Raw genomic sequence first — 18,681 nt, 5'->3', positions numbered from 1 at the left:
CTAAAATAATTCAGCGCCTTCTTGAAACCCGCCCGAACAGTTTTGCGATGCCGTGCCTTTCCGGCGCCCTGAAAGCGATTCTCCAGCCGGGCGACCGGTCGACAGAAAAATTCCGGTTAATGCGCTTGAGGACAGCCTTGTGCGTTTGCAGGAAATCCGCTGTTTCCCTGCCACCCGGTTTCCAGAGTCTTCCGTCAAAAATAAAACGCAAAGGGATTTTCTGCATGGGCGCCCTTTCAGGATCAAAAGACCTTTGATGCCGATAGGACAAAACGATTTCAAGCCGCGGCCCGGAATCGGTTCCGGCTGGCGAAAAAAATATTTTTTCAAATTCATATTCGCCAGATGCAAGCAACCCCGTGTTGCCGGCAAAATAAACAGGATTGGCGTTATGCGCAGTGGCTTTGGCCACAACATCAAACCCCAGATCTGCGCTGTAACGCGATTTCCGCCGTATGCCCCACAAGCCATCAACCGGAACGAGAAGAAATCCTCCGGAATGATTTTCAACCAAAAGCTCCCCGCGCCCGGTTTGTACATTCTCATGGGACTTTAACGTGTGAATAATGTCATGGTGGTGCACGCCAAGAAGTTCCAATGCGCTCCTGCCAAAAAATTTTCTGCCATCCGGGTCAAAAAAAACAAAGCTTTTCAAAGCCCTTGATTTTCCATCGAAACCGGCCCTTGCGCCAGTCCCATCGTTGACCCAAAAACCATCTTTGAACCTGAAGCCGCGCGCGCGGAAAAGCCGCCTCAGGCCGGCAAGGTCAACGACAAAATCAGCGTCAGGCATTAAAACAATGTAATGCAAAAGCACTAATTAAAAGTTGGCTTGGCAGGCAAGCAATGCCTTTAAACCAATCCCGGCGCAAGCGTCTGGTAGAGCAGATAAGCGTTCAAGGCGACAATGAGCAAAGCGAAGATTGCCGCCGCAACAGTCGTTGCTTTTTTGTTCACAAGGCCGCCCATAAGCTTTTTGTCCGCGGTGTAGTATATGAGCGGAATCAGGGGAAGGGGAATGAGCATGCTTAACACGACCTGGCTGTAAACCAGGATCTGGAGCGGCTCGATGTTCAGCAGAATGGCAATGAGCAACGGAACGAGGTTTATTACCCTTGTTATCAGGCGCCTGACAGTGGGACTGAGCTTGAAATCAGTGAGGCCCTCCATTATGCTCTGCCCCGCCAGCGTGCCGGTTATCGAGGATGAGATGCCGGCCGAAAGCAAGGCGACCGCAAAAACAGTTGAGGCGAGCGGACCAAAAAGCGGTGTAAGCGTGCGGTATGCCGCATCAATCGTTGCTATGCCTGAAGCCAGGCCGTAAAACGCCGCCGCAGCCATTATCAGGATTGCAGCATTGATTAGGCCGGCGACAAGCAGGGAAAGAATTGTGTCGGCTTTGTGGTAGGACAAGGCGGTCTTTACGTCAATTTTGCCGTTGTTTTCCTTCATCTTGTTCTTGATGAGCCAGGAATGCACGAAAAGCGCGTGCGGCATCACAGTCGCGCCGACAATGCCGACGACAAACAAAACCATTGCCGGGCTGAGGACGGGGACAACAGAATGCACCAAAATGGAGGGCAAGTCCGGTTTTGTGATGAAAATTTCATAAACATAGCCCACGCCTATGGTGGAAACGAAAAGAATGAAAGCATATTCGATTGCGCGAAAGCTCTTGGAGGCAAGGAACAAAAGCAACAGGACGTCAAGCATTGCTATGAACGCGCCTAAAAGCAAGGGCACGCCGAACAGAAGGTTTAGTGCAACGACGATTCCCAAAAACTCAGCAAGATCGGTTGCAAGAATGGCGGCTTCTGCAAGCAGCCAATAAACAAGCACAAGCGACCTGTTTTTCCAGCGCAGATGAATGACTTCGGCAAGAGAATAGCCTGCAATCCCCATTTTTCCGGACAAATACTGGAAAAGCATTGCCATTCCACTTGCAAGCCAGATAGCCCAAAGCAGGCTGTAATTGTAAACCGAGCCGGCCGCAATCGAGGTTCCCCAATTGCCCGGATCCATGTACGCGACGCTGACAATCAGGCCGGTGCCGAAAAACGCCCAAAATTTCGGATCCGAGAACACGCGAAACTTCGACAAAACCCTGCCCAAGGCCTCTGTAAACCTGTTTAGGCGTTGTAAAACCATCCAAAATCAGCCTCAAACGAAAATTGTTTTCCCGTGAGGGTCAAACTTGGGATTGCCCAAAAGCTTTCGCATCGACTTCAAACTCTGCTCGGAAAAAGCGTGCTCCAAAAGGTCGGCCTCGCCATGCACTGTCTTGGGATTGCGCTTGAGAACCCTGGTAAGAAAAAGCTCTATGAGCCTGTGCCTTGCGGTAAGGTCTTTCGCCAGCCGCTCGCCCTTCTTTGTCAATGAAACCGCGCCATACTCTTCATACAAAACAAGCTTCTGCGCCCTCAAGCGCTTCAGCATTGTCGAAACAGTGTTCTTGCTCACGCCAAGGTATTCCGACAGGCCCTTGCCGCGAACCTCGCCCAGCCTGCCGGACAAAATGAAAATCGCCCGGACATAATCCAGCCTGGATTGGTTAACCATAAAGCACTATGAACACAGATAAGCTTAAAAAGTTCTACGCGTAGAACTTTTGGCCGCCAAAAAAATTAACCAGAGAAAATACGACCATGCACAAGTGACGAATCAGATTATGATGCGGGGTAGCCGAAATAAAAAAATGCGTTCTGATTGATTACAATTCTACGTTATAACCCCTGCTTTTATATCTTATATAATGTCAATACTAATATAAAGTTTTTTTGGTGAACCGAAATGCCAAAACTCCAACAACACCAAAGCGGGGCGTTTGTTCTCACAATCGCGCCACCGCTTGTCAAGGCCAAAGGCTGGCAAGCCGGACAAAAGCTAGAATGGGTTTTAAACAAGACCGGAAACTATGAATTGCGAGAACTTTAACTCTGCTTGTACTGAATTGTTAAATGCTCAAATGCAACCTACAACTTTAAAGCCACAGCCAATAATGCCGAAAAACTTTTTAACTAGAAGGACATAATTTTGGCAGATGGGCAGGTTCAAATCATTTGCGCGCAGGCCTAAAAATACATGGAATAACACACCCTCAAAACGACAAAAAAAGATAACCAAAACAGAACTTTTTGTTGTTTTACTAGCTATTGGTGTCATATCGGTATTTTTGGGTTTAGCTGGAATTTTTGGTTGGGGTGGGTTCAAAACAGATTTTGTTAGTAGCCTATTGAGCTTGCTTTTAGGATTATTCCTATTATCAATACCAACAGTGTCTTTTTTCAAAGGACTTATGGCCGATATGGAGCGTATTGATAAATGGGCTAATTTGTGGGTTTACAAAAGAAAAACACCAATTGATTCAGAAGTGTTAGAAATACTTGGGATATTAAAAAAATTTGAGTCTGATAGAATTTTTCAAAATGAACGGGAATTGTCATTTGTTTTGGAAACATTGTTAAAAGCAAGCAAACCGCATTGGCAGGTTGAACCTGAAGTGCCATTAGAGCATGGCGAAAAAATAGACATGGTCATAAACAGAAGAATTGGCATTGAAGTCAAAATAGCAAAAAACAACAATGTTTTGCGAAATCTAATGGCACAAATAGAAGAATATACAAACTTTTATCCTGACTTGATTGTAGCAATTTTAGACGTTGGAGAAAGCGCAGATTTAAACTATTATTCTGGCAAATATGTCGAAAAAGGAGCGCACCCAATAATCCTAAAAGGCCGCTGGACAAAGAAGGATAAACAATACATTTTGAAAGTATAATTGTTGATTTTCGTATTTGAATCGTAAATTTCAACCAAATTAATAGGTGTTTTTATTGAAAAAGTTCGACAAGTCCAATATTAAGAAAAAAATAAACAAAATTATAAAAATTGCCATTAAATTGTCGGCAGTTATGATTGCCGGCTTAGTTACGTTGGCAATATTTGCGTTTATCCTTAGATTAATTCCAGACATAAATAGATTGAACGAATTTGCCGAATATTTCGTGCTATGGGAAGCAGCAATTGTTGTTTCAACAACATTTAGCCTCCTAAGTTTTGAATTTAGCAGAGCAGTGAATGAAAAAAAACAAAAGACAATTGCGACAGAATCTGGAAAAAACTTTTTTACTTCCACCATTCTTTTTATTTTCGGATTAATTTTTTTTAATGCTACAATTTATTTATCGACAACTGAGTTTAATCAAAGTCCTCTAGTAAAATTAATGTTGCTGTTTAGTAATCAGGTTATTGTAGCACAAGTAATTTTTATCGCCAAAGTTATATTGGCAGTGGCAGGACTTGGCACATTAGCGATTGCGTCTTGGGTTTTTTCCACTGGCCTACTCAACCTTGCTAACAAAACGGACTTACTTGATTTAACATAGTTTAATTGATTTTTATGCTCAGTGACGAAAACAGAGCTATTGAGATTGCTAACAGTGTAGTGACTGGCAAAAGAAACATGTCCGATTGCACAGACGAAGAAGTCGAATTAGTTGTTCGTTTTGCCTACAAACTCACAGATAGCAGGGCTGAGCCTTTCAAAGCCGAAGATAATAAAAGAAAATTTTGGCACTCACTAGAAAGACAAGATAGAAATATAGCTGCAACAAAAAGTATGGTGGAAGAAACAAAACAAATTGCAGAATCGGCAAAAAAACTAGCTGACAAAGCAGAAGAAAATTCAAAGATTGCGAATTTTTCTTTAAATATTTCAAAAGTAGTTGCAGTAATAACTCTAGCCGCGCTTCTCGTGGGCGCATACTTCAATGCCTCTTTTTTAAATGAAAACAAGAAAACAGTTGAAGAGATGTCGAATCAAACACGGCTTTTAGCCACAACTTTAGATAGAACGCCACATATCATTCCATACTTGCAAACAAGTTTTGGTGACGAAAAAACAGATTTATTTTTTAGTGCCAGCGAAATAGCAAAATTTGAAACTGATGAAAATGGGAATTATAAACAAATCTCGGGCGGTTGGTTAAAACTTAAACTGCAAAATCTTGGTATTACAGATACCGGAATAATTACTATGCTTGCAAATGAGAAGGACAGCAATGGCGTAAATAGCATTTTCTGGCCACAAATACTAGAAAGTACTATCCAAAACCTAAGCGGATTAGAAAGCACAAAAAGAGATATGAAAATTTCATTCAATGCCTGCAGCGAGAGGCCAGACGGGGCACATAAACAAAAGTGTAACCCAGAAAACGTCCCCGTGGGCTTACACAAATTAAATGTATCCCTCTATTGTGAAAATTGCACAGAACAGTCATACCCCCTAGAAAAAGAAGTAACATTTTGTATATGGCGTGAATCAAGTGCAGAATGCGAAAAATTACTTAACTAGGGTGCAAATAAGAAATTCTCATACTTTCTTCAATAGGTTTTTTCCTTTGTTTGTAATTTGATAGTACCTAAAGTTTGGTTGTTTTGGGTTCAGACAAGTTACTAGGCCTTTTTCTTCCATTTCGAGTATTGCTCTGCTGATTGTTTCTCTATGGGCTCCGATAATCTTTTTCAAGTCTGTTGGCGTTTTTGGTTCTTGTAAAAGCTTAAGGATTTGGGGTTTAATCTTGCCGCGCCTAATCTGCGCCAACAGGTCATACTCAGACATAGAATTAGTGACTGAACCCCTAAATTAAAGCCAGAGTAACAGTAACGTAACATATTTATACTGGGTTTTGACAATAAGAGTGTGGTATAATGAACAATAATTGGGAAAAATTAGGACCTGGCCGGAATATTTTGCTAATCTTGATTGCAGTCTTTTTGACAGGAATTTTTTTAACCGGCTGTATCCAACAAGCCCAACCTAAAATAGACTCGATTGAATTTAAAGGGGCAAACTGGAAATCTATCTATCCAATTGATATGGCGGCGATAGGCGCAAAACAAGATATAAGACCCATTGGAACAGCAGAGGTAAAATTTGAAAATAAGTCAAATGAAGGTAAAGCTATTGAGCTAAATATATATTATGATAGCATTAGCGCGGTGGACTCTTTGCCAACCACTATTTCTTGTGAACCACAAAGTGTTTGTTCAGCTTCTCTCATTGGCATACTGTTGCAATCAGAGTCTCTAGAAATTTCCCCTATCCGTTATTGCGTGTCTAATTCATCCGACTGCAAAACATTCCAAATTCCACCGCCAGAAATAAAACTGGAAGTCGCCCCGAAAAAAATTGATTTGACTCCGAAAAGCATGCCGGTTTATCCAAACGAACCAAGTATCAAAGAAACGGTCTATAAGGATGAAAAAACACTTACAATAACAAACGATTCTGATTTTGAGGTGCAGGGCATTAGAACGTCAATTAATAGCACATCGCATAACGTTGGTATTATAGGGTTCGAAGATGAGTTATATAATTTAAGACCAAAACAAAGCACTGTACTAAAAATAGCTTATTCGAGTTATGGCTCTACAAGCCAGAATGAAGCAGGCTCAGTTACCATTTGTGTTGGACAAGTTGACAACTCAGTGACGCCATATTCTATTATTTGTGGCACTCCAGAAATAGCAATTCCAATTGAAGTGCAACTCCAATAAAACGAGAAATGAATGAAAAACAATTGACCCTTTAGAGAAGCGTTGAAGGCTTTTGATTGAAAGGCAAACACTTTTCAAAAGCGCAATGTTTTTGCTGCATATGTTGAACTATTCTTTAGGCATTTTTCGCCGGTGAAGTGGAAAGCCTTGAAGCCTTCTGTGGGGCTTTTCTGCACAAGGGGCTGGCTGGAATAGTCGAAAGGGTTTTCGGGAAAGGGCTTGTATTCGTCAACGCTTTTCAAAAGTGTTAAGGCCTTAATGAGAAATGGCCTCACAACTCCTGCCCTTTTGGCTTGCGATTTTCGCAAATGATTTTATGGACGCGCAGCCAGCATGGTTAATCTTTTGTTGGCATGGCTTAATTTCAACTGCAAGGCTTTTGCGCCCGCGCTCCTGCTTGGCTTGAAGGCAAATGCGGGGCTTTTCTACTAAACTCCCTTGCTGGCAATGCCTTAACCGTTTGCGGGGCAGGGCGTTGCGGGTTGAAGGCAAATGGTTTGCGAAAAAAGCATGTAGGCTTTGCCCGCCTTTAAATCTGGTCGAAGACATGCTTGCCTTCCTTCTGGTCTTGGATTGCACCCAAAAGCCAGTAAGCATTCCGCCGCTTCGGCGAATAATCGGTTTTGCCTCGCTTGTGCGCGAAGACTCTCATTACCGTGCCGGATTCTATGGCAAAGGCACAAATGATGTCCCAACCAATTCTAAACTTTCTTTCCTTTTTGCTGAACGGTCGGCCGCGTTTTCTTTTCAACCGTTTCTTTGTGGTTGGCTGGGGAATGAACGCGTGCCATTCAGCGAAGCATCTGATATAATATTTGCCGGAAGCGTTAGGCAAAATGTCTTCCAGCCAAGTGGTCAGGTCATCGAGGCTTTGGAAGTTAACCCACGCATCCCTGATTTCAGCCCATTGCAAGTAAACGCTTTTCTTTTCGTCGAGTCGATACTCGGTTTTCTGAAAATTTTTTGGAAAATTGGCTTTGTTTTTGATTTTTGACCGGCCAATAATAGAGACACCTCTCGATAATAGGTATCGCCCAATGATTTTCCGAGCCATCCAACCACCCTAAACAAATGCTATTGCGGCAGCAGTTGCCATCGAAAAAAATTTTTTTGGTAATCGTCAAATTACTTTGCGAATCATTTAATGGGGTTTACAGATAAAAGTAGCCCAGCAAAAAGCATCTCACACACACCCCTCACCGGCCGAGAAAGCAGCCGGAAAAGGCTTCAAAACAAGCCCAAAATGGGCTTAAAATGACTGAAAAACGCCCAAAAAGGTCTGTTTTGGTTGCAATCCTGTCAGAAGTTGTGTGAATCCTGTGCGATTGCTGCGGGTTTCATGGGAAACTAGCCCTCTGTTTTCGTATCTGTTCCAATTCTGCACGAAGCCGCAGGTTTTCTTGAAACAATGTATGCGCCTTGCGCCAAAGCTCGCCTTCCGGCAATCTTAATGCGTCAAGCTCGCTTTTCAAAGCGTTATTGCTGCGCCTCAAGCCGCCGAGTTCGTTGAGCAGCTTTCGCCTCGATTTCACCAAACAAACCACCTTCTTGCCTCAACCAACCGTCGTCTTGTCCTTCCCCTGTTTCTTCCAAACACTATCATCCGGCCACAATGGTGGTTCGGGGTGCAGCCGCAAAAACTCGGCACGCACGAGTTCCCGCATCGTTTCGGACAGGTATGAAAAATGGCCTTTCCTCTTCAGCCATGAAAGCTTGCTCATGTCAATCGAGGTCAAACAAATTGCCAACTGCTGCATTTTTTCGCACGCGTCCTGCTGCGGTTCGCCTTCGATTTTTATGGAAGATTTCGGCGGCCTGCCTTTGGGTTTCGGCCCTGGTTCGGCTTCCTCATCAGACGTTTCGTTCCCAAGGGTTGATGGCGTTTCTTCTTTTGTTTTCTTAATTTCTGCATTTTTCATAGTCAGTCCTCCTTTGACTTCAGTTTCCCTTTCCCGTGTAGGAAATGCTAAAACGCGGCATGACACGACGCCACGAAACAACAGCCGTGCAGGAACGGAAAAACTCGGTATGGTGGACGTCAGTAATTTCGGTTCGCCAGCCTTGCCTTGAAAGCCGGTTCAGCTTCAGGAACAAGGCTGTGGGCGTTGGCTCGTCCAAAAACAGAAACTCCTGCACACGCCTTTGCCGCTTCTTTTTATTCAACCAACCACCTTCTTTTGCTGTTCAAGTATATCGAAAGCACTCTGAAAACCAGTGTGGTAATGCGCAACATTTTCCTTGCCTTTCCCGCCGTCAAATTTTCGCGGCCTGCCAGCCGCAAACTCTGTTTTAATCGCCTGCTGTGCCAAAATTCTGCAACCTTTTGACAAGCTACCAGAGCCAACTAACCTCAACACAGCCCGGCAAGACTCAGGCAACAAAAGGTTTGTTCGGACAAGCTGAGTTTCAGACTTTTTCACAAAAACACCTTACAAAATACCCAACTCCCCTTAACCAGTTGGGAACATTCCTTTTCTCTCATAATTTTTCATAGACCTATAACGTACCCAACTAAGTAGGGGGGAGTTAGTTGAGATATATGTTTTCAACTCTACTATACTACTCTACAACAACCCAACTCCCTCAGACTAGTTGAGCGTCCTCCCAGGAATATCTGCCATCTGACCAGCAAAGCATTCCCTTCCGCGCAAGCAATGCGATTGTATCATTAGCGACTTTTTCGCCCCAGCCAAACTTTTCAATGAGTTGGTCACGTGTCGGATTTTTCTCAACGACAAAATTGCGAATGTCATTGTAAGGCCCAGATTTTGCCTTTTCGAACTCGTGTACGTCAATTACTGCGACCCGAATTTTCTGGTTGGAGCCGTACAACGTGGTTTTTTGTGTTCGCACTTCAGGATAACGTTTTGAGATTTCAGTGAAGAGTTTGTCCAGGTCTCTTGAACCAAATACGCCAAATTTGCTAGCATCGTTTGTTGAAAATTGGCCATTTTTTTGAAGAACTGTAAAAGCTTTGTCTGCGAGTTTTCCAAATTTGCCAAGTGCGGTTCCCTGCAAAATAATTTCGGCATTGGCATGGAGTTTTTTCACAGCTACTAAAGCTTCCTGAATCTTCTTTTCCGTTGCGGTAATCTGTATCAAAAAAGCTTCCTTGCTCAGGTGCTTCAATTCCGAAACTCGCCTGCTCTCTTCAAGCGTTGTTGTTTCATCCGGTGTAGAGGTCACGGGACGACCACCCCCGGCCGAAAGCCGGTCAAATAGCCTTTTTTGTCAAAAACAGCTTTTTTTTCAAGCCACTCGGAAACATTTGCTGGGCCTATTTGAAAAACGCACGGGCCGCAAACCTTGGCTTTTTGACAGTATGAAAACACAAACACCCAACGTTTTGCCCCTCCTTTCGTTGCCCCGCAAACCGCGCAGGCTTTGCCGTCGTAAAGCGCCAGCCCCGTGCTTTTATTTCTAGAAATCGTAATCTGCATTGGCATACCTTCTTTTTGGCCGAGGTCTTGCAGGGCCTCGCCTTTTTTTATTTTTCAATGCGCCCCGGCTCGAAAGCCTTTTTGAGTTCAAGGAACGCCTCGCGGAGTTCCGCACTTTTTCGAATTTTCTCCACAGGAATTCCAGCGAACAAGGTCATAATTCCGCCCCTACTTCCCTTTTCAGGGTGGCGCGAACGATTTCCGCAATTGTCGTCTCCTCTTTTTTGGCGAGTTTTTGCAAACGGGCAAACATTGCCTCGCTAACGCAAAGTTTCATTTTTTTCCCGAATCGTTTTTGTGATGGCATAATCATCCCCATAGTATACCCCCTTTGACCAAGAAAAACATTTCTAAAAAAGTTTGACGAATACTGTTCAAGAAGCCACCCCACATATTGGTTTAAAACCCAGTTAGAACTAGTGTGATTAGTATGAGCAATAAAATTTTGTGGCGTGCCCCGCTAGGCTATAAACTAGAAAAGAAGGTAATACAGGTTTTGACTATTGATAAGAAAGCAGCCAACAAGGTTAGACATATTTTTGAGGTCTTTTTGGAAGAATTTGAAATCAGAAAAACAGCGGAAATAATGAAAATGCCAGTTAGCTCAATCAGTTATATTCTTAGAAATGGGTTTTATTGTGAGTCGAAAAAGTCGATAATTAAGAAAAGACAGTTTAACAAGGTGCAAAAAATTTTGGTTTCTGGCATTCGCCCAGAACACAACCGAGAATATTTGAAAAAAAGGCTTTTAAATAAAAAGCGGCAAGGCAAATCCAGAAAAAAAGCATGTGAAGAATTGGGCATAGATATTAGGGGTTATTACTCTAACAAGTTGGTAAACGAAGTTTATAAGACAAAAGCAAAAAGAAGGACTTCAAATAGAAAACGCAAGAATTAGTTTTAGTCTACCGCTAATGTGCCTTTCTTTCCTTTTTCCAGCGCTCTTAACCTTATTTTTCGGTCTCGCGAATTTCCCGAAAAACAAAACCCAAAGAAAACAAAAGCATTAAGCCACCCGCAACGACAAACAGCAAATCTTTGCTTATAATCCCCAAATCCAAATTAAAAAAATACAAAATGATTGCGGACGTGGCTTCTGCAACAGATAACGTTCCGAGAATAACCACAAAATAAATTCTGTATGACAGTTCTTTTTTCAGAACGAATTTTCGGTATATTAGAAGGAGAACTGCAAACAGCCCAAAAATTGCTATATATGTTGGGGTGTCCAGAAAATCACCCCCGTTGTATAAGGAACCCTATTATTATGCCGGCAAACAGCCCAACTATGACGGTGTTGGTTCCAAAAATGGGAAAAATTGCGCCTAAAATCGCTCCGGCAACACCAAAAACAGCTATTGCATCAACATTGCCTGCTCCGGCACTATTCATACAGTAAATAAATCGTCTGGCATTTATAACCTTTTTGTTGGCACATGAAGGGCAGCCTATTGGGTTTTGAGTTTCAGGGCTTCATTTTGGAGTTTGACGATTGCCAGCGCAATTTTTGTTTCAACCAGTTCGTCCAAGCTGCTTTTTATCAGCTCGTCAAAGCGTTCCCTGTCCAGCGGGCTGCTGCATTTGGAGCATAGGCCGCTAAGCGGTTCGTTGACTTGCTTGCAATTTGGATTGGGGCAAACCTTGTTTTCAAGGCGTTCCGGCCGCTTGTTTTCCTTCAATTCCTCGTCGGTCATGTCCAAATAGTGTTTCATTGCCCGACCGCCTTGCACGTGGCCGCACATTTTGGCGGCCTTGACAAGCCCAAACTCGTTATACCAGCGTGTCAAAGTCCGTTTTCTGCTCATGTAAAGCTTTCGGCTTTTGCCTTCCGGCAAGCCTATTTTTTCACAAATGTTGTGGTGGCATTTTTCAACGGCCTTGTAAGTCAGGGAAAATAGCTTTTCGTTGTCTTTCAAAGTGTCAAGGTAAGGCTCAACATATCGAAAAACCCCTGTTCCTTCGTTGCCGTTTAACACGATTGTTCTTTTGCCGGTTTTGCCGCTCCGAACCTTGACTACAAGGCTTTGTCCATCCAATTCAAGGTCTGCCTTATGCAAACCCATTATTTCATGCGGCCTCATGCCACACGACAACCAAATTGCAGCAAACGCACCGTGCCTTTTGGAACGGTTAAGGCTTTCCATGAGATAATCGTTGCATTGGCTTTGACTCCAAAATTCTTCCGCGTCCACAAGCTGGTCTGTGCCCTTTTTCTTGACGTTTCGCAGGTATTCTGATTCAATGAGGTCATAGAAACGCTTTTTGTCGGTCAGCTTGAAAAAGTGCTTTAGGCATTGCCGGTAGTCCGCGCTTGACTTCATGCCCTTGTCGCGCATTGCCGTGTTAAGCCTGATTAGGTCGGCTTCGGTTAGCCTGTCCAGAGGCTTGTTCAGCCACTTGGCAATAGACTTCAAACGAATGCAAACCGTGCTAATTCGTTGAAGGCTCGGCTCTGTAACGGTCGCCCTGTGCTTTTCGGCAAAAGCAATTATTAACTGGGCGTTGTGCTTGCCTATCTGTTCCTCGAACCCAGAAAAGTAGTTTGAAAGCTGCGATTCTGTCTTAATCATACAAACCCTCCTGCCTTTTTCAAATAAAAGCAGGGGGTCAAAACAGAACGCAATTTTCTTTTGCGGGGTAGCGGATTCGAACCGCTGTAAGCACTAAGCTACGGGCCCTCAACCCGCTCCCGTTAACCGCTTGGGTAACCCCGCTTTGAGTAAGATTAATTCTTTCTGCTAAAGCTTAATAGCCTTTTTGCCTGATTGAGCCTACTCGGCGTATTGCGATTAGCAATACGCCTTGGTTTCGGCACTGCCGCCCGAAAGCGGCACGCGGGGGACGAGATTCGAACTCGCGCTTCCTTGCGGAAACCAGCTTGTTGGTGCCTTGCAAAGCGCCTTTTCCGGGCAATGGCCCGTTTTCTTTTCTTTGGGCACCTTGCACTTTCTTTTCTTTTTCAAAGAAAAGAAAGGGCAGTTCCAGGCTGGCGCGTTAGACCACTCCGCCACCCCCGCAAGACGTCATCGCCCGTCTGGTGCGACGCACTATGCTCGTTTCACTCGCATAGCCCTACGCGCTTTCAGCGCGTTTTCGTCGCCAACGTGCGATGTTGAGGCATTTCGCAAAAGCTCAATGCCTCTGCCGCCCGGCGGCTTATCCTAACATACCAAAAGCTGTTAAATAAAGAATAAAAAAAGAGGGGCAGGCTTGGTTTAAGCCCGCTTTTTGGTTATTCCGACCACTTTGAGCCAGAAGTTCAGGGTTTTGCCCGCCATCCTGCTGTTGAAGTCCAAAGTGACTGTGTTCTCGTCGACTGCCGTGACTTCAATCTGCTGGCCGTTCGCGAACAAGGTCATGCCGACTTCGGGTGAAATGTTCTGGTCGGTAAGATTGGATTTCGGAACCTGCTTGACCAGGCTTTGGTCCTTTTCGCCGTACGCGTCCTTGGGCTGGAGAGTTATGTTCTTCTCATCGTTCAATTTCATGCCAATGACTGCGGCGTCAAAGCCTTTTATCATCTGTCCGGCGCCGGCCACGAATTCCAGCGGCTCTTTCCGGTCAATCGAAGAATCAAACTTGTTGCCGTCGACAAACGTGCCAATGTAGTCGGCTTTGACAGTGTCGCCTTTTTCCACAACGTTTTTCATCAAATCAACTCCAACTGGGGGATTTACAGCCGCATTATTGTCATTGCCTGACGGCTTTTTCGGCACGGTGCAGCCGAAAAGCAATAAGATTGCGATTAAAGCGATTGCAAGCCTTTTCATCCACAACTCACCTTGTCCAAGATTGGGTGGAAAATGTTTAAAAACGAAACCGGTTTTGCAAGGCGAAAAACGCGATGTGATTTTTTTGCTTACTCGGCGGTTCACAGTGTGAACCGCCTTAGTTTCGCTCCACGCAGCCGAAACTGCGTGCTCGCGGGGGACGAGATTCGAACTCGCGCATCCTTTCGGATACCAGCTTGCCTGAAACAAAGAACGGTTCTTTCTTTTTGGTACATCAAAAATCAAATTTTTGATGCATGCAAAATCTTTGATTTTGCATTGAAGCTTTTTCTTTCTTCTCAAGAAAGAAAAAGGTTTCTCAAGGCTGGCGCGTTAGACCGCTCCGCCACCCCCGCAATTTGATGGTGGCTTTTTGGCACTTTGATTCCGGTGCCTTGAACTATTCTTGGTCAGGGAGTTTTTTAATGGTTTTTGTGGGAAAAAATCAGGAATTTCGGGGGAGGGTCAGGAGTACTGACTCACTCGGCGGCTTGCAACAGCAGGCCGCCTTGGTTTCGAACCAGCCGGATAAAACGCAGGGGTTGCACCCCTTGCAAACCCCGCAAAGCATGCGTGGTGTTCCGCAACGGCGCGAACACCACAAAACGTACCCGCCGGACGAGACGGCGAGCCGGACGAAAGCGGCTCAGGATAAAAATGAGAGGGCAAGCCAGGGAACCGCAAGCGGTATGACTCGCCCCTTCAACTCCCAACACTTTCAAGGTTTTTGCCTGCAACTTTTTAAATATGTTTTGGGATTGGACATAATTTCCGCGGTTTCGGGAAACACTCTTTTTCTCTTTTGCATTCAAGGCGTTCGTGCGGTTTTTGGTGTTGTGTTCGTGTTTAAAGGTTTTTGATGTTATCTGAGTTTATGCAGGAACAGAAGGGCATAGTTGTAATCGACTTCGGCGCGCAGTACGCGCATCTGATTGCAAGGCGCGTCCGCGAAATGAACGTTTTTTCGGAGATAAAGGAGCCGACTGTTTCCGAAAAAGAGCTTGAAAACTGCTGCGGGATAATTTTGTCCGGCGGGCCGAACTCGGTTTACGACAGGAATGCTCCGCCGTTCAACAGGAAGATTCTCGGACTGGGCAAGCCGGTGCTGGGCATTTGTTATGGCCACCAATTAATGGCACAGGCGCTTGGCGGAACGGTTTCTGCCGGAAAGACAAAGGAGTACGGCTCGGCTTTCCTGCACGTCAAAAAATCCGAAGGGCTGTTCCACTTGTTGCAGGGCAATGAAAAGGTGTGGATGTCGCACGGCGACACTGTCGAGAAACTGCCGGAAGGGTTTGAAGTGATTGGCAGCACCGACGACTGTGAAGCCGCGGCGGTTGCTGATGCAGGCAGGAAATTTTTCGGTTTGCAGTTTCATCCTGAAGTCACGCATACTGAGAACGGCATGCAGATTCTCAAGAATTTTGTTTTTGACGTGTGCGGCTGCGATGCAAACTGGACAATGGAAAATTATCTTTCAAGGGAGATAATCGAGATTGTCAGGGCTGTCGGCGACAGGAAGGTTTTCAGCCTTGTTTCCGGCGGAGTCGACAGCACTGTTGCATTGGCTTTGGTGAGTAAGGCCCTGCCGCGTGACAGGGTTTTTGCCTTGCACGTTGACACGGGCTTCATGCGCAGGAATGAATCGAAAAGCGTGAAAAAGGCGTTCAAAAAGCTCGGATTGTGCGATGTTACAACCGTTGACGCGTCGAAAAGGTTTTTCGCGGCGCTTAAGGGCGTTTTCGACCCGGAGGAAAAGCGAAAAATCATAGGCAACCTGTTTGTTGAAATAATGCAGGCGGAAATTGAAAAGCTCGGATTGAACCATGAGCAGTGGGTTTTGTGCCAGGGAACTATTTATCCTGACACGATTGAGACTGCCGGAACAAAGTTTGCCTCTAAAATCAAGACGCACCACAACCGCGTTCCGGTCATAGAGGAAATGATTGCGAAAGGCATTGTCATAGAGCCGTTGAAGCAGTTGTACAAGGATGAAGTCAGGGCGCTGGGCGAAAGCATCGGTTTGCCCAATGAAATGGTTTTGAGGCACCCGTTTCCCGGGCCGGGACTTGCAATCAGGGCATTGTGCTCAAATGGCAAAAGTGATTCCAGCGCAAAGGAGATTGCCGCAATCGAAAAAAAGGCTTCCGGAATCTGCGCCGAATCCGGTTTGCGGCCAAAGGTTTTGCCATTGAAAAGCGTCGGCGTCCAGGGCGATTCGCGCTCGTACAAGCATGTCATGGCATTGTTCGGCAAAAGCGGCTGGAAGGCCCTTGAATTCGTTTCAACGCGCATCACAAACGAAGTGCCGGAAGTCAACAGGGTTGTCTATTGCGTTAACCGGGAAAAGGCGGAAAGCATCAACCTGTTCGCAAAGGATTTGAACGCTAAAAGGATTGAATTGCTGCAGGAAATGGATGAGATTGTGATGAAGCTGGTCGAAAAGCAGGGCCTGATGAATGAAATATGGCAGTTCCCGACAGTTTTGATTCCAGTTGGAACGGACTGCAGGCGCCGCGAATCGATTGTCTTGAGGCCGGTGCAGAGCCGCGAGGCAATGACCGCAAAATTTTTCCCCCTGCCCGAAAAGTTCGTGAAAAAGCTTTTGGAAAAAGTGCCGAAGACAAAGATCAGCGGAGTGTACGTCGACATAACGCACAAGCCGCCCGCGACGATCGAGTGGGAATAATAACAAAAGGACCAAGATTCAATAACCGCCACACAAAATTTTATTTGCTCACGGAAAAGAATTAATGCCCACAGAAACCTTGTATTTTGTTAATAACTGAATTAATGTTTCTTGCGCTTGGTTCAGCGGTTTAATAATTTTTTCAAAAATATTTTGAAATGTTTCTTCATATTTACCATATTGATCATACTGCCCTTCAGTTTCAATTTGTTTTAACATTTGTTCTAAATTGTCAAGATATTTATTTGCACTTTTGGTGTTTGTTTCAACTATACCTAGAAGTCCCATAATGCTATTGTTTCTAAAATCTGAAGAGTTTATTAGCGTTTCAAGCTGGGTCGTTTTAAATCGTTTTGAAAATAGGTAGTGATAAACTAGATACGATTTGTTATCATCAAAATACTGATTAGCAATACCCCTATTGTTTTTTAGCTCTGCAATAGTTGAATCCACAAGCCTCAGATGTTTATTATATTCAATTTGCCTTTGTTCTTCGGTTATTTTGTTGTCTTGGACATTTTGAATATTATTACAATTAAAAATACACAAACCAATAATTGACGAATTTGAAACTTCAATGAGATTAAATTTTACTAGATTTATTCCTATAATCGAGCCAATAAGCGTCCAAGACACTACGAGCAGGAGAATTCGTTGCACATAATTGATTTTTTGAATTTTTGTGCTGATTATTATTTTGTTAAAACTTGTTTTGACAAAATTTATTGGGTTTCCTATATTAATCACCCAGACACGCAAACTTCAAAAAATAATTTAATTTATTGAATGAATGTTATTAATTATCTACCCATACAATTATCCACTTGACCAGTCATTTCTTTGGGCGCCCTAGGTTCTAGCCATCATCCCGGCTTTTTCGCTTTTTCCATGAAGTCCGCGATTTTTTTGTCGACCATCACGTGCCTTTTTTCAAGCGGCCTTTTGAGGACCATGCCTTCAAGCGTCGTGCACCGGCTCAAGGCGACGTAAGCCTGTCCCGGCGCAAATGTTCCATGGCCGAAATCGATTATCGCCTTTTCGAACGTTTTTCCCTGGCTTTTGTGGATTGTGATGGCCCAGGCCAGGCGCAAAGGATACTGCGTGAAAGAGCCGATCGTTTCATATGCGAGCGCGTTCCGGAGCGGGTCGAGTTTCGGCCTGAACAGTTCCCAGGTGTGCGGGTTTACGGCAACCTTTTCCTTTGTGGGCAGTTCGACCTGGATTGCATAGTTTTCATTTTCCCTGCGGAAGCCTATGACTTTTCCCATCGAGCCGTTCACCCAGCGCTTTTCCGAATCGTTGTTCAAAAACATCACCTGCGCGCCCAGTTTGAGTTTGAGTTCCTGTTCGCATGGCATGTACTCGTTTCCGAAATCGCCTTCCGATGCCGCGCGGAAGCGGTATTCATAGGCTTTGATTTTTTCGAGTTCCGCCGCGTTGATTTCATCCGCCATGCTGTTCAGCGTGCACAGGCGCACGTAAAATTCGTTTTCTTTCGGCTCAAAGGACGGCATGACCCGTGCATTCAGGCGCTTCAGGTGCTCGTCGGAAATCCTGTTATGCCTTACCCCGTCAAGCAAGCTTACGAATTCCCTGTCCTTCTGCCTGTAAACCTCGTCAAGCTCGATTATTTCAAGCCCGAGGCCTTCAAAGGCATCCGAGTCGAAAAAGTATGGGCTTCGGTAAAAAGTCGAAAAGTGCGCGCGCTCAGCACCAGACACAATCGGCGGAAGCTGATAGAGGTCGCCGAACAAAATCATCTGCACGCCGCCGAACGGCTCGCCAAGATTGCCGCGGTTGACTCTCAGGAAACGGTCGATGCAGTCCAGGATGTCGGCACGCACCATCGAAATTTCGTCGATGATGATTGCGTCTAGGGCCTCGAATATCCTGCGCTTTTTTGAAACCTTCACCTTGCCGACCGTGATGTTCGGCTTGAAGCCGAAAAACGAGTGGATTGTCTGGCCGCCGACGTTGACAGCCGCAACACCGGTCGGGGCGATTACAGCAAGCCGTTTTTTTGAAACGCTTTTGAAATGGCCCAGCAGGGTCGATTTGCCCGTGCCCGCCCTTCCCGTAATGAAAACGTTTTTGCGCGTCCCTTCCATCAGTTCAAGCGCCTTTGAAAACGCATGGTTCATATCGACAGGTTCGGCCATTTGAATCAGCTTGGAAAAATTGAACTGCCCAGGGTTTTTTAAGCGAACACAGGCGGGTTGCCGGT

22 protein-coding genes and 3 tRNA genes are annotated in these 18,681 nt (G+C 45.0%); 9 read left to right on the top strand and 16 right to left on the bottom strand.

Annotated elements, in window-relative coordinates:
• Positions 1 to 10: 10 nt before the first annotated feature.
• The 3 genes from HY394_02585 to HY394_02575 are packed head-to-tail and all read right to left on the bottom strand — an operon-like array spanning position 11 to position 2,559.
• Entirely contained in the window at positions 11 to 793 is a 783-nt protein-coding gene (locus tag HY394_02585) for a hypothetical protein (protein ID MBI4052900.1), read from the bottom strand.
• Positions 794 to 852: 59 nt separating this feature from the next.
• A complete protein-coding gene (locus HY394_02580) occupies positions 853 to 2,148 on the bottom strand; it encodes an Nramp family divalent metal transporter (protein ID MBI4052899.1) in 1,296 nt (431 codons plus the stop codon).
• A 12-nt stretch (positions 2,149 to 2,160) separates the two neighbouring features.
• On the bottom strand, positions 2,161 to 2,559 hold the full coding sequence (locus HY394_02575) for a metal-dependent transcriptional regulator (protein MBI4052898.1): 399 nt from the start codon (positions 2,557 to 2,559) through the stop codon (positions 2,161 to 2,163).
• Between the two features lie 481 nt (positions 2,560 to 3,040).
• On the opposite strand from HY394_02575, the gene HY394_02570 reads away from it, so the two are divergent.
• Genes HY394_02570 through HY394_02560 form a run of 3 tightly spaced genes read left to right on the top strand, consistent with a single transcriptional unit; the run spans position 3,041 to position 5,353 of the window.
• Positions 3,041 to 3,778 (top strand): hypothetical protein, encoded by a 738-nt coding sequence (locus tag HY394_02570; protein ID MBI4052897.1) that lies wholly within the window; start codon positions 3,041 to 3,043, stop codon positions 3,776 to 3,778.
• A 55-nt stretch (positions 3,779 to 3,833) separates the two neighbouring features.
• Positions 3,834 to 4,385, top strand: a complete 552-nt coding sequence (locus tag HY394_02565; GenBank protein ID MBI4052896.1) for a hypothetical protein — start codon at positions 3,834 to 3,836, stop codon at positions 4,383 to 4,385.
• Between the two features lie 14 nt (positions 4,386 to 4,399).
• Complete coding sequence (locus HY394_02560; protein ID MBI4052895.1) at positions 4,400 to 5,353, top strand: hypothetical protein; 954 nt, start codon at positions 4,400 to 4,402, stop codon at positions 5,351 to 5,353.
• Positions 5,354 to 5,371: 18 nt separating this feature from the next.
• Here the strand turns inward: HY394_02560 and HY394_02555 are convergent, their stop codons facing one another.
• The gene (locus HY394_02555) at positions 5,372 to 5,620 is read right to left on the bottom strand and encodes a hypothetical protein (GenBank protein MBI4052894.1); all 249 of its coding nucleotides are present in this window, start codon (positions 5,618 to 5,620) and stop codon (positions 5,372 to 5,374) included.
• An 89-nt stretch (positions 5,621 to 5,709) separates the two neighbouring features.
• Between HY394_02555 and HY394_02550 the strand changes: the two genes are divergently transcribed.
• Together HY394_02550 and HY394_02545 are read left to right on the top strand one after the other, a co-directional pair.
• Positions 5,710 to 6,558 carry a hypothetical protein gene (locus tag HY394_02550; protein ID MBI4052893.1) on the top strand — a complete coding sequence of 283 codons (849 nt, stop codon included), beginning with the start codon at positions 5,710 to 5,712 and terminating at the stop codon, positions 6,556 to 6,558.
• 475 nt (positions 6,559 to 7,033) lie between these two features.
• Positions 7,034 to 7,552, top strand: a complete 519-nt coding sequence (locus tag HY394_02545) for a hypothetical protein (protein MBI4052892.1) — start codon at positions 7,034 to 7,036, stop codon at positions 7,550 to 7,552.
• 343 nt (positions 7,553 to 7,895) lie between these two features.
• Here HY394_02545 and HY394_02540 read toward each other — a convergent pair whose 3' ends face one another.
• The 5 genes from HY394_02540 to HY394_02520 all read right to left on the bottom strand — a co-directional run bounded on the left by HY394_02540 (position 7,896) and on the right by HY394_02520 (position 10,317).
• Positions 7,896 to 8,093, bottom strand: coding sequence for a hypothetical protein (locus HY394_02540; protein ID MBI4052891.1), 198 nt, complete (start codon positions 8,091 to 8,093; stop codon positions 7,896 to 7,898).
• Positions 8,094 to 8,111: 18 nt separating this feature from the next.
• Positions 8,112 to 8,477, bottom strand: coding sequence for a hypothetical protein (locus HY394_02535; GenBank protein ID MBI4052890.1), 366 nt, complete (start codon positions 8,475 to 8,477; stop codon positions 8,112 to 8,114).
• A 240-nt stretch (positions 8,478 to 8,717) separates the two neighbouring features.
• Entirely contained in the window at positions 8,718 to 8,978 is a 261-nt protein-coding gene (locus tag HY394_02530; GenBank protein ID MBI4052889.1) for a hypothetical protein, read from the bottom strand.
• Positions 8,979 to 9,141: 163 nt separating this feature from the next.
• A complete protein-coding gene (locus HY394_02525; protein ID MBI4052888.1) occupies positions 9,142 to 9,744 on the bottom strand; it encodes a hypothetical protein in 603 nt (200 codons plus the stop codon).
• Between the two features lie 408 nt (positions 9,745 to 10,152).
• Positions 10,153 to 10,317, bottom strand: a complete 165-nt coding sequence (locus tag HY394_02520) for a hypothetical protein (protein ID MBI4052887.1) — start codon at positions 10,315 to 10,317, stop codon at positions 10,153 to 10,155.
• A 111-nt stretch (positions 10,318 to 10,428) separates the two neighbouring features.
• Here HY394_02520 and HY394_02515 point away from each other — a divergent pair, with 111 nt between their 5' ends.
• Both HY394_02515 and HY394_02510 read left to right on the top strand, forming a co-directional pair.
• A complete protein-coding gene (locus tag HY394_02515) occupies positions 10,429 to 10,896 on the top strand; it encodes a hypothetical protein (GenBank protein MBI4052886.1) in 468 nt (155 codons plus the stop codon).
• A 243-nt stretch (positions 10,897 to 11,139) separates the two neighbouring features.
• The gene (locus tag HY394_02510) at positions 11,140 to 11,397 is read left to right on the top strand and encodes a hypothetical protein (protein ID MBI4052885.1); all 258 of its coding nucleotides are present in this window, start codon (positions 11,140 to 11,142) and stop codon (positions 11,395 to 11,397) included.
• Positions 11,398 to 11,446: 49 nt separating this feature from the next.
• On the opposite strand, the gene HY394_02505 is transcribed toward HY394_02510, so the two are convergent.
• The 5 genes from HY394_02505 to HY394_02485 all read right to left on the bottom strand — a co-directional run bounded on the left by HY394_02505 (position 11,447) and on the right by HY394_02485 (position 14,124).
• Positions 11,447 to 12,568: a site-specific integrase gene (locus tag HY394_02505; GenBank protein MBI4052884.1), complete on the bottom strand. Its 1,122-nt coding sequence runs from the start codon at positions 12,566 to 12,568 to the stop codon at positions 11,447 to 11,449.
• Positions 12,569 to 12,629: 61 nt separating this feature from the next.
• Positions 12,630 to 12,712: transfer RNA gene (locus HY394_02500), tRNA-Leu, on the bottom strand.
• Positions 12,713 to 12,831: 119 nt separating this feature from the next.
• Positions 12,832 to 13,015 (bottom strand) — tRNA-Ser (locus tag HY394_02495).
• A gap of 198 nt (positions 13,016 to 13,213) precedes the next feature.
• The gene (locus HY394_02490) at positions 13,214 to 13,648 is read right to left on the bottom strand and encodes a peptidylprolyl isomerase (GenBank protein ID MBI4052883.1); all 435 of its coding nucleotides are present in this window, start codon (positions 13,646 to 13,648) and stop codon (positions 13,214 to 13,216) included.
• 272 nt (positions 13,649 to 13,920) lie between these two features.
• Positions 13,921 to 14,124: transfer RNA gene (locus tag HY394_02485), tRNA-Ser, on the bottom strand.
• A gap of 69 nt (positions 14,125 to 14,193) precedes the next feature.
• Here HY394_02485 and HY394_02480 point away from each other — a divergent pair.
• Both HY394_02480 and guaA read left to right on the top strand, forming a co-directional pair.
• Positions 14,194 to 14,628, top strand: coding sequence for a hypothetical protein (locus tag HY394_02480; GenBank protein ID MBI4052882.1), 435 nt, complete (start codon positions 14,194 to 14,196; stop codon positions 14,626 to 14,628).
• Between the two features lie 14 nt (positions 14,629 to 14,642).
• On the top strand, positions 14,643 to 16,457 hold the full coding sequence (guaA, locus tag HY394_02475; GenBank protein MBI4052881.1) for a glutamine-hydrolyzing GMP synthase: 1,815 nt from the start codon (positions 14,643 to 14,645) through the stop codon (positions 16,455 to 16,457).
• A 48-nt stretch (positions 16,458 to 16,505) separates the two neighbouring features.
• Here the strand turns inward: guaA and HY394_02470 are convergent, their stop codons facing one another.
• Positions 16,506 to 17,093, bottom strand: coding sequence for a hypothetical protein (locus tag HY394_02470; GenBank protein MBI4052880.1), 588 nt, complete (start codon positions 17,091 to 17,093; stop codon positions 16,506 to 16,508).
• 227 nt (positions 17,094 to 17,320) lie between these two features.
• Positions 17,321 to 18,616 carry an AAA family ATPase gene (locus tag HY394_02465; protein ID MBI4052879.1) on the bottom strand — a complete coding sequence of 432 codons (1,296 nt, stop codon included), beginning with the start codon at positions 18,614 to 18,616 and terminating at the stop codon, positions 17,321 to 17,323.
• Between the last annotated feature and the right edge of the window lie 65 nt (positions 18,617 to 18,681).

This window comes from Candidatus Diapherotrites archaeon (genome assembly GCA_016205145.1).
Lineage (GTDB): Archaea > Iainarchaeota > Iainarchaeia > Iainarchaeales > JACQJH01 > JACQJH01.
The sequence above is the reverse complement of the archived record's forward strand: the minus strand, read 5'-3'. Positions and strand labels throughout refer to the sequence as shown.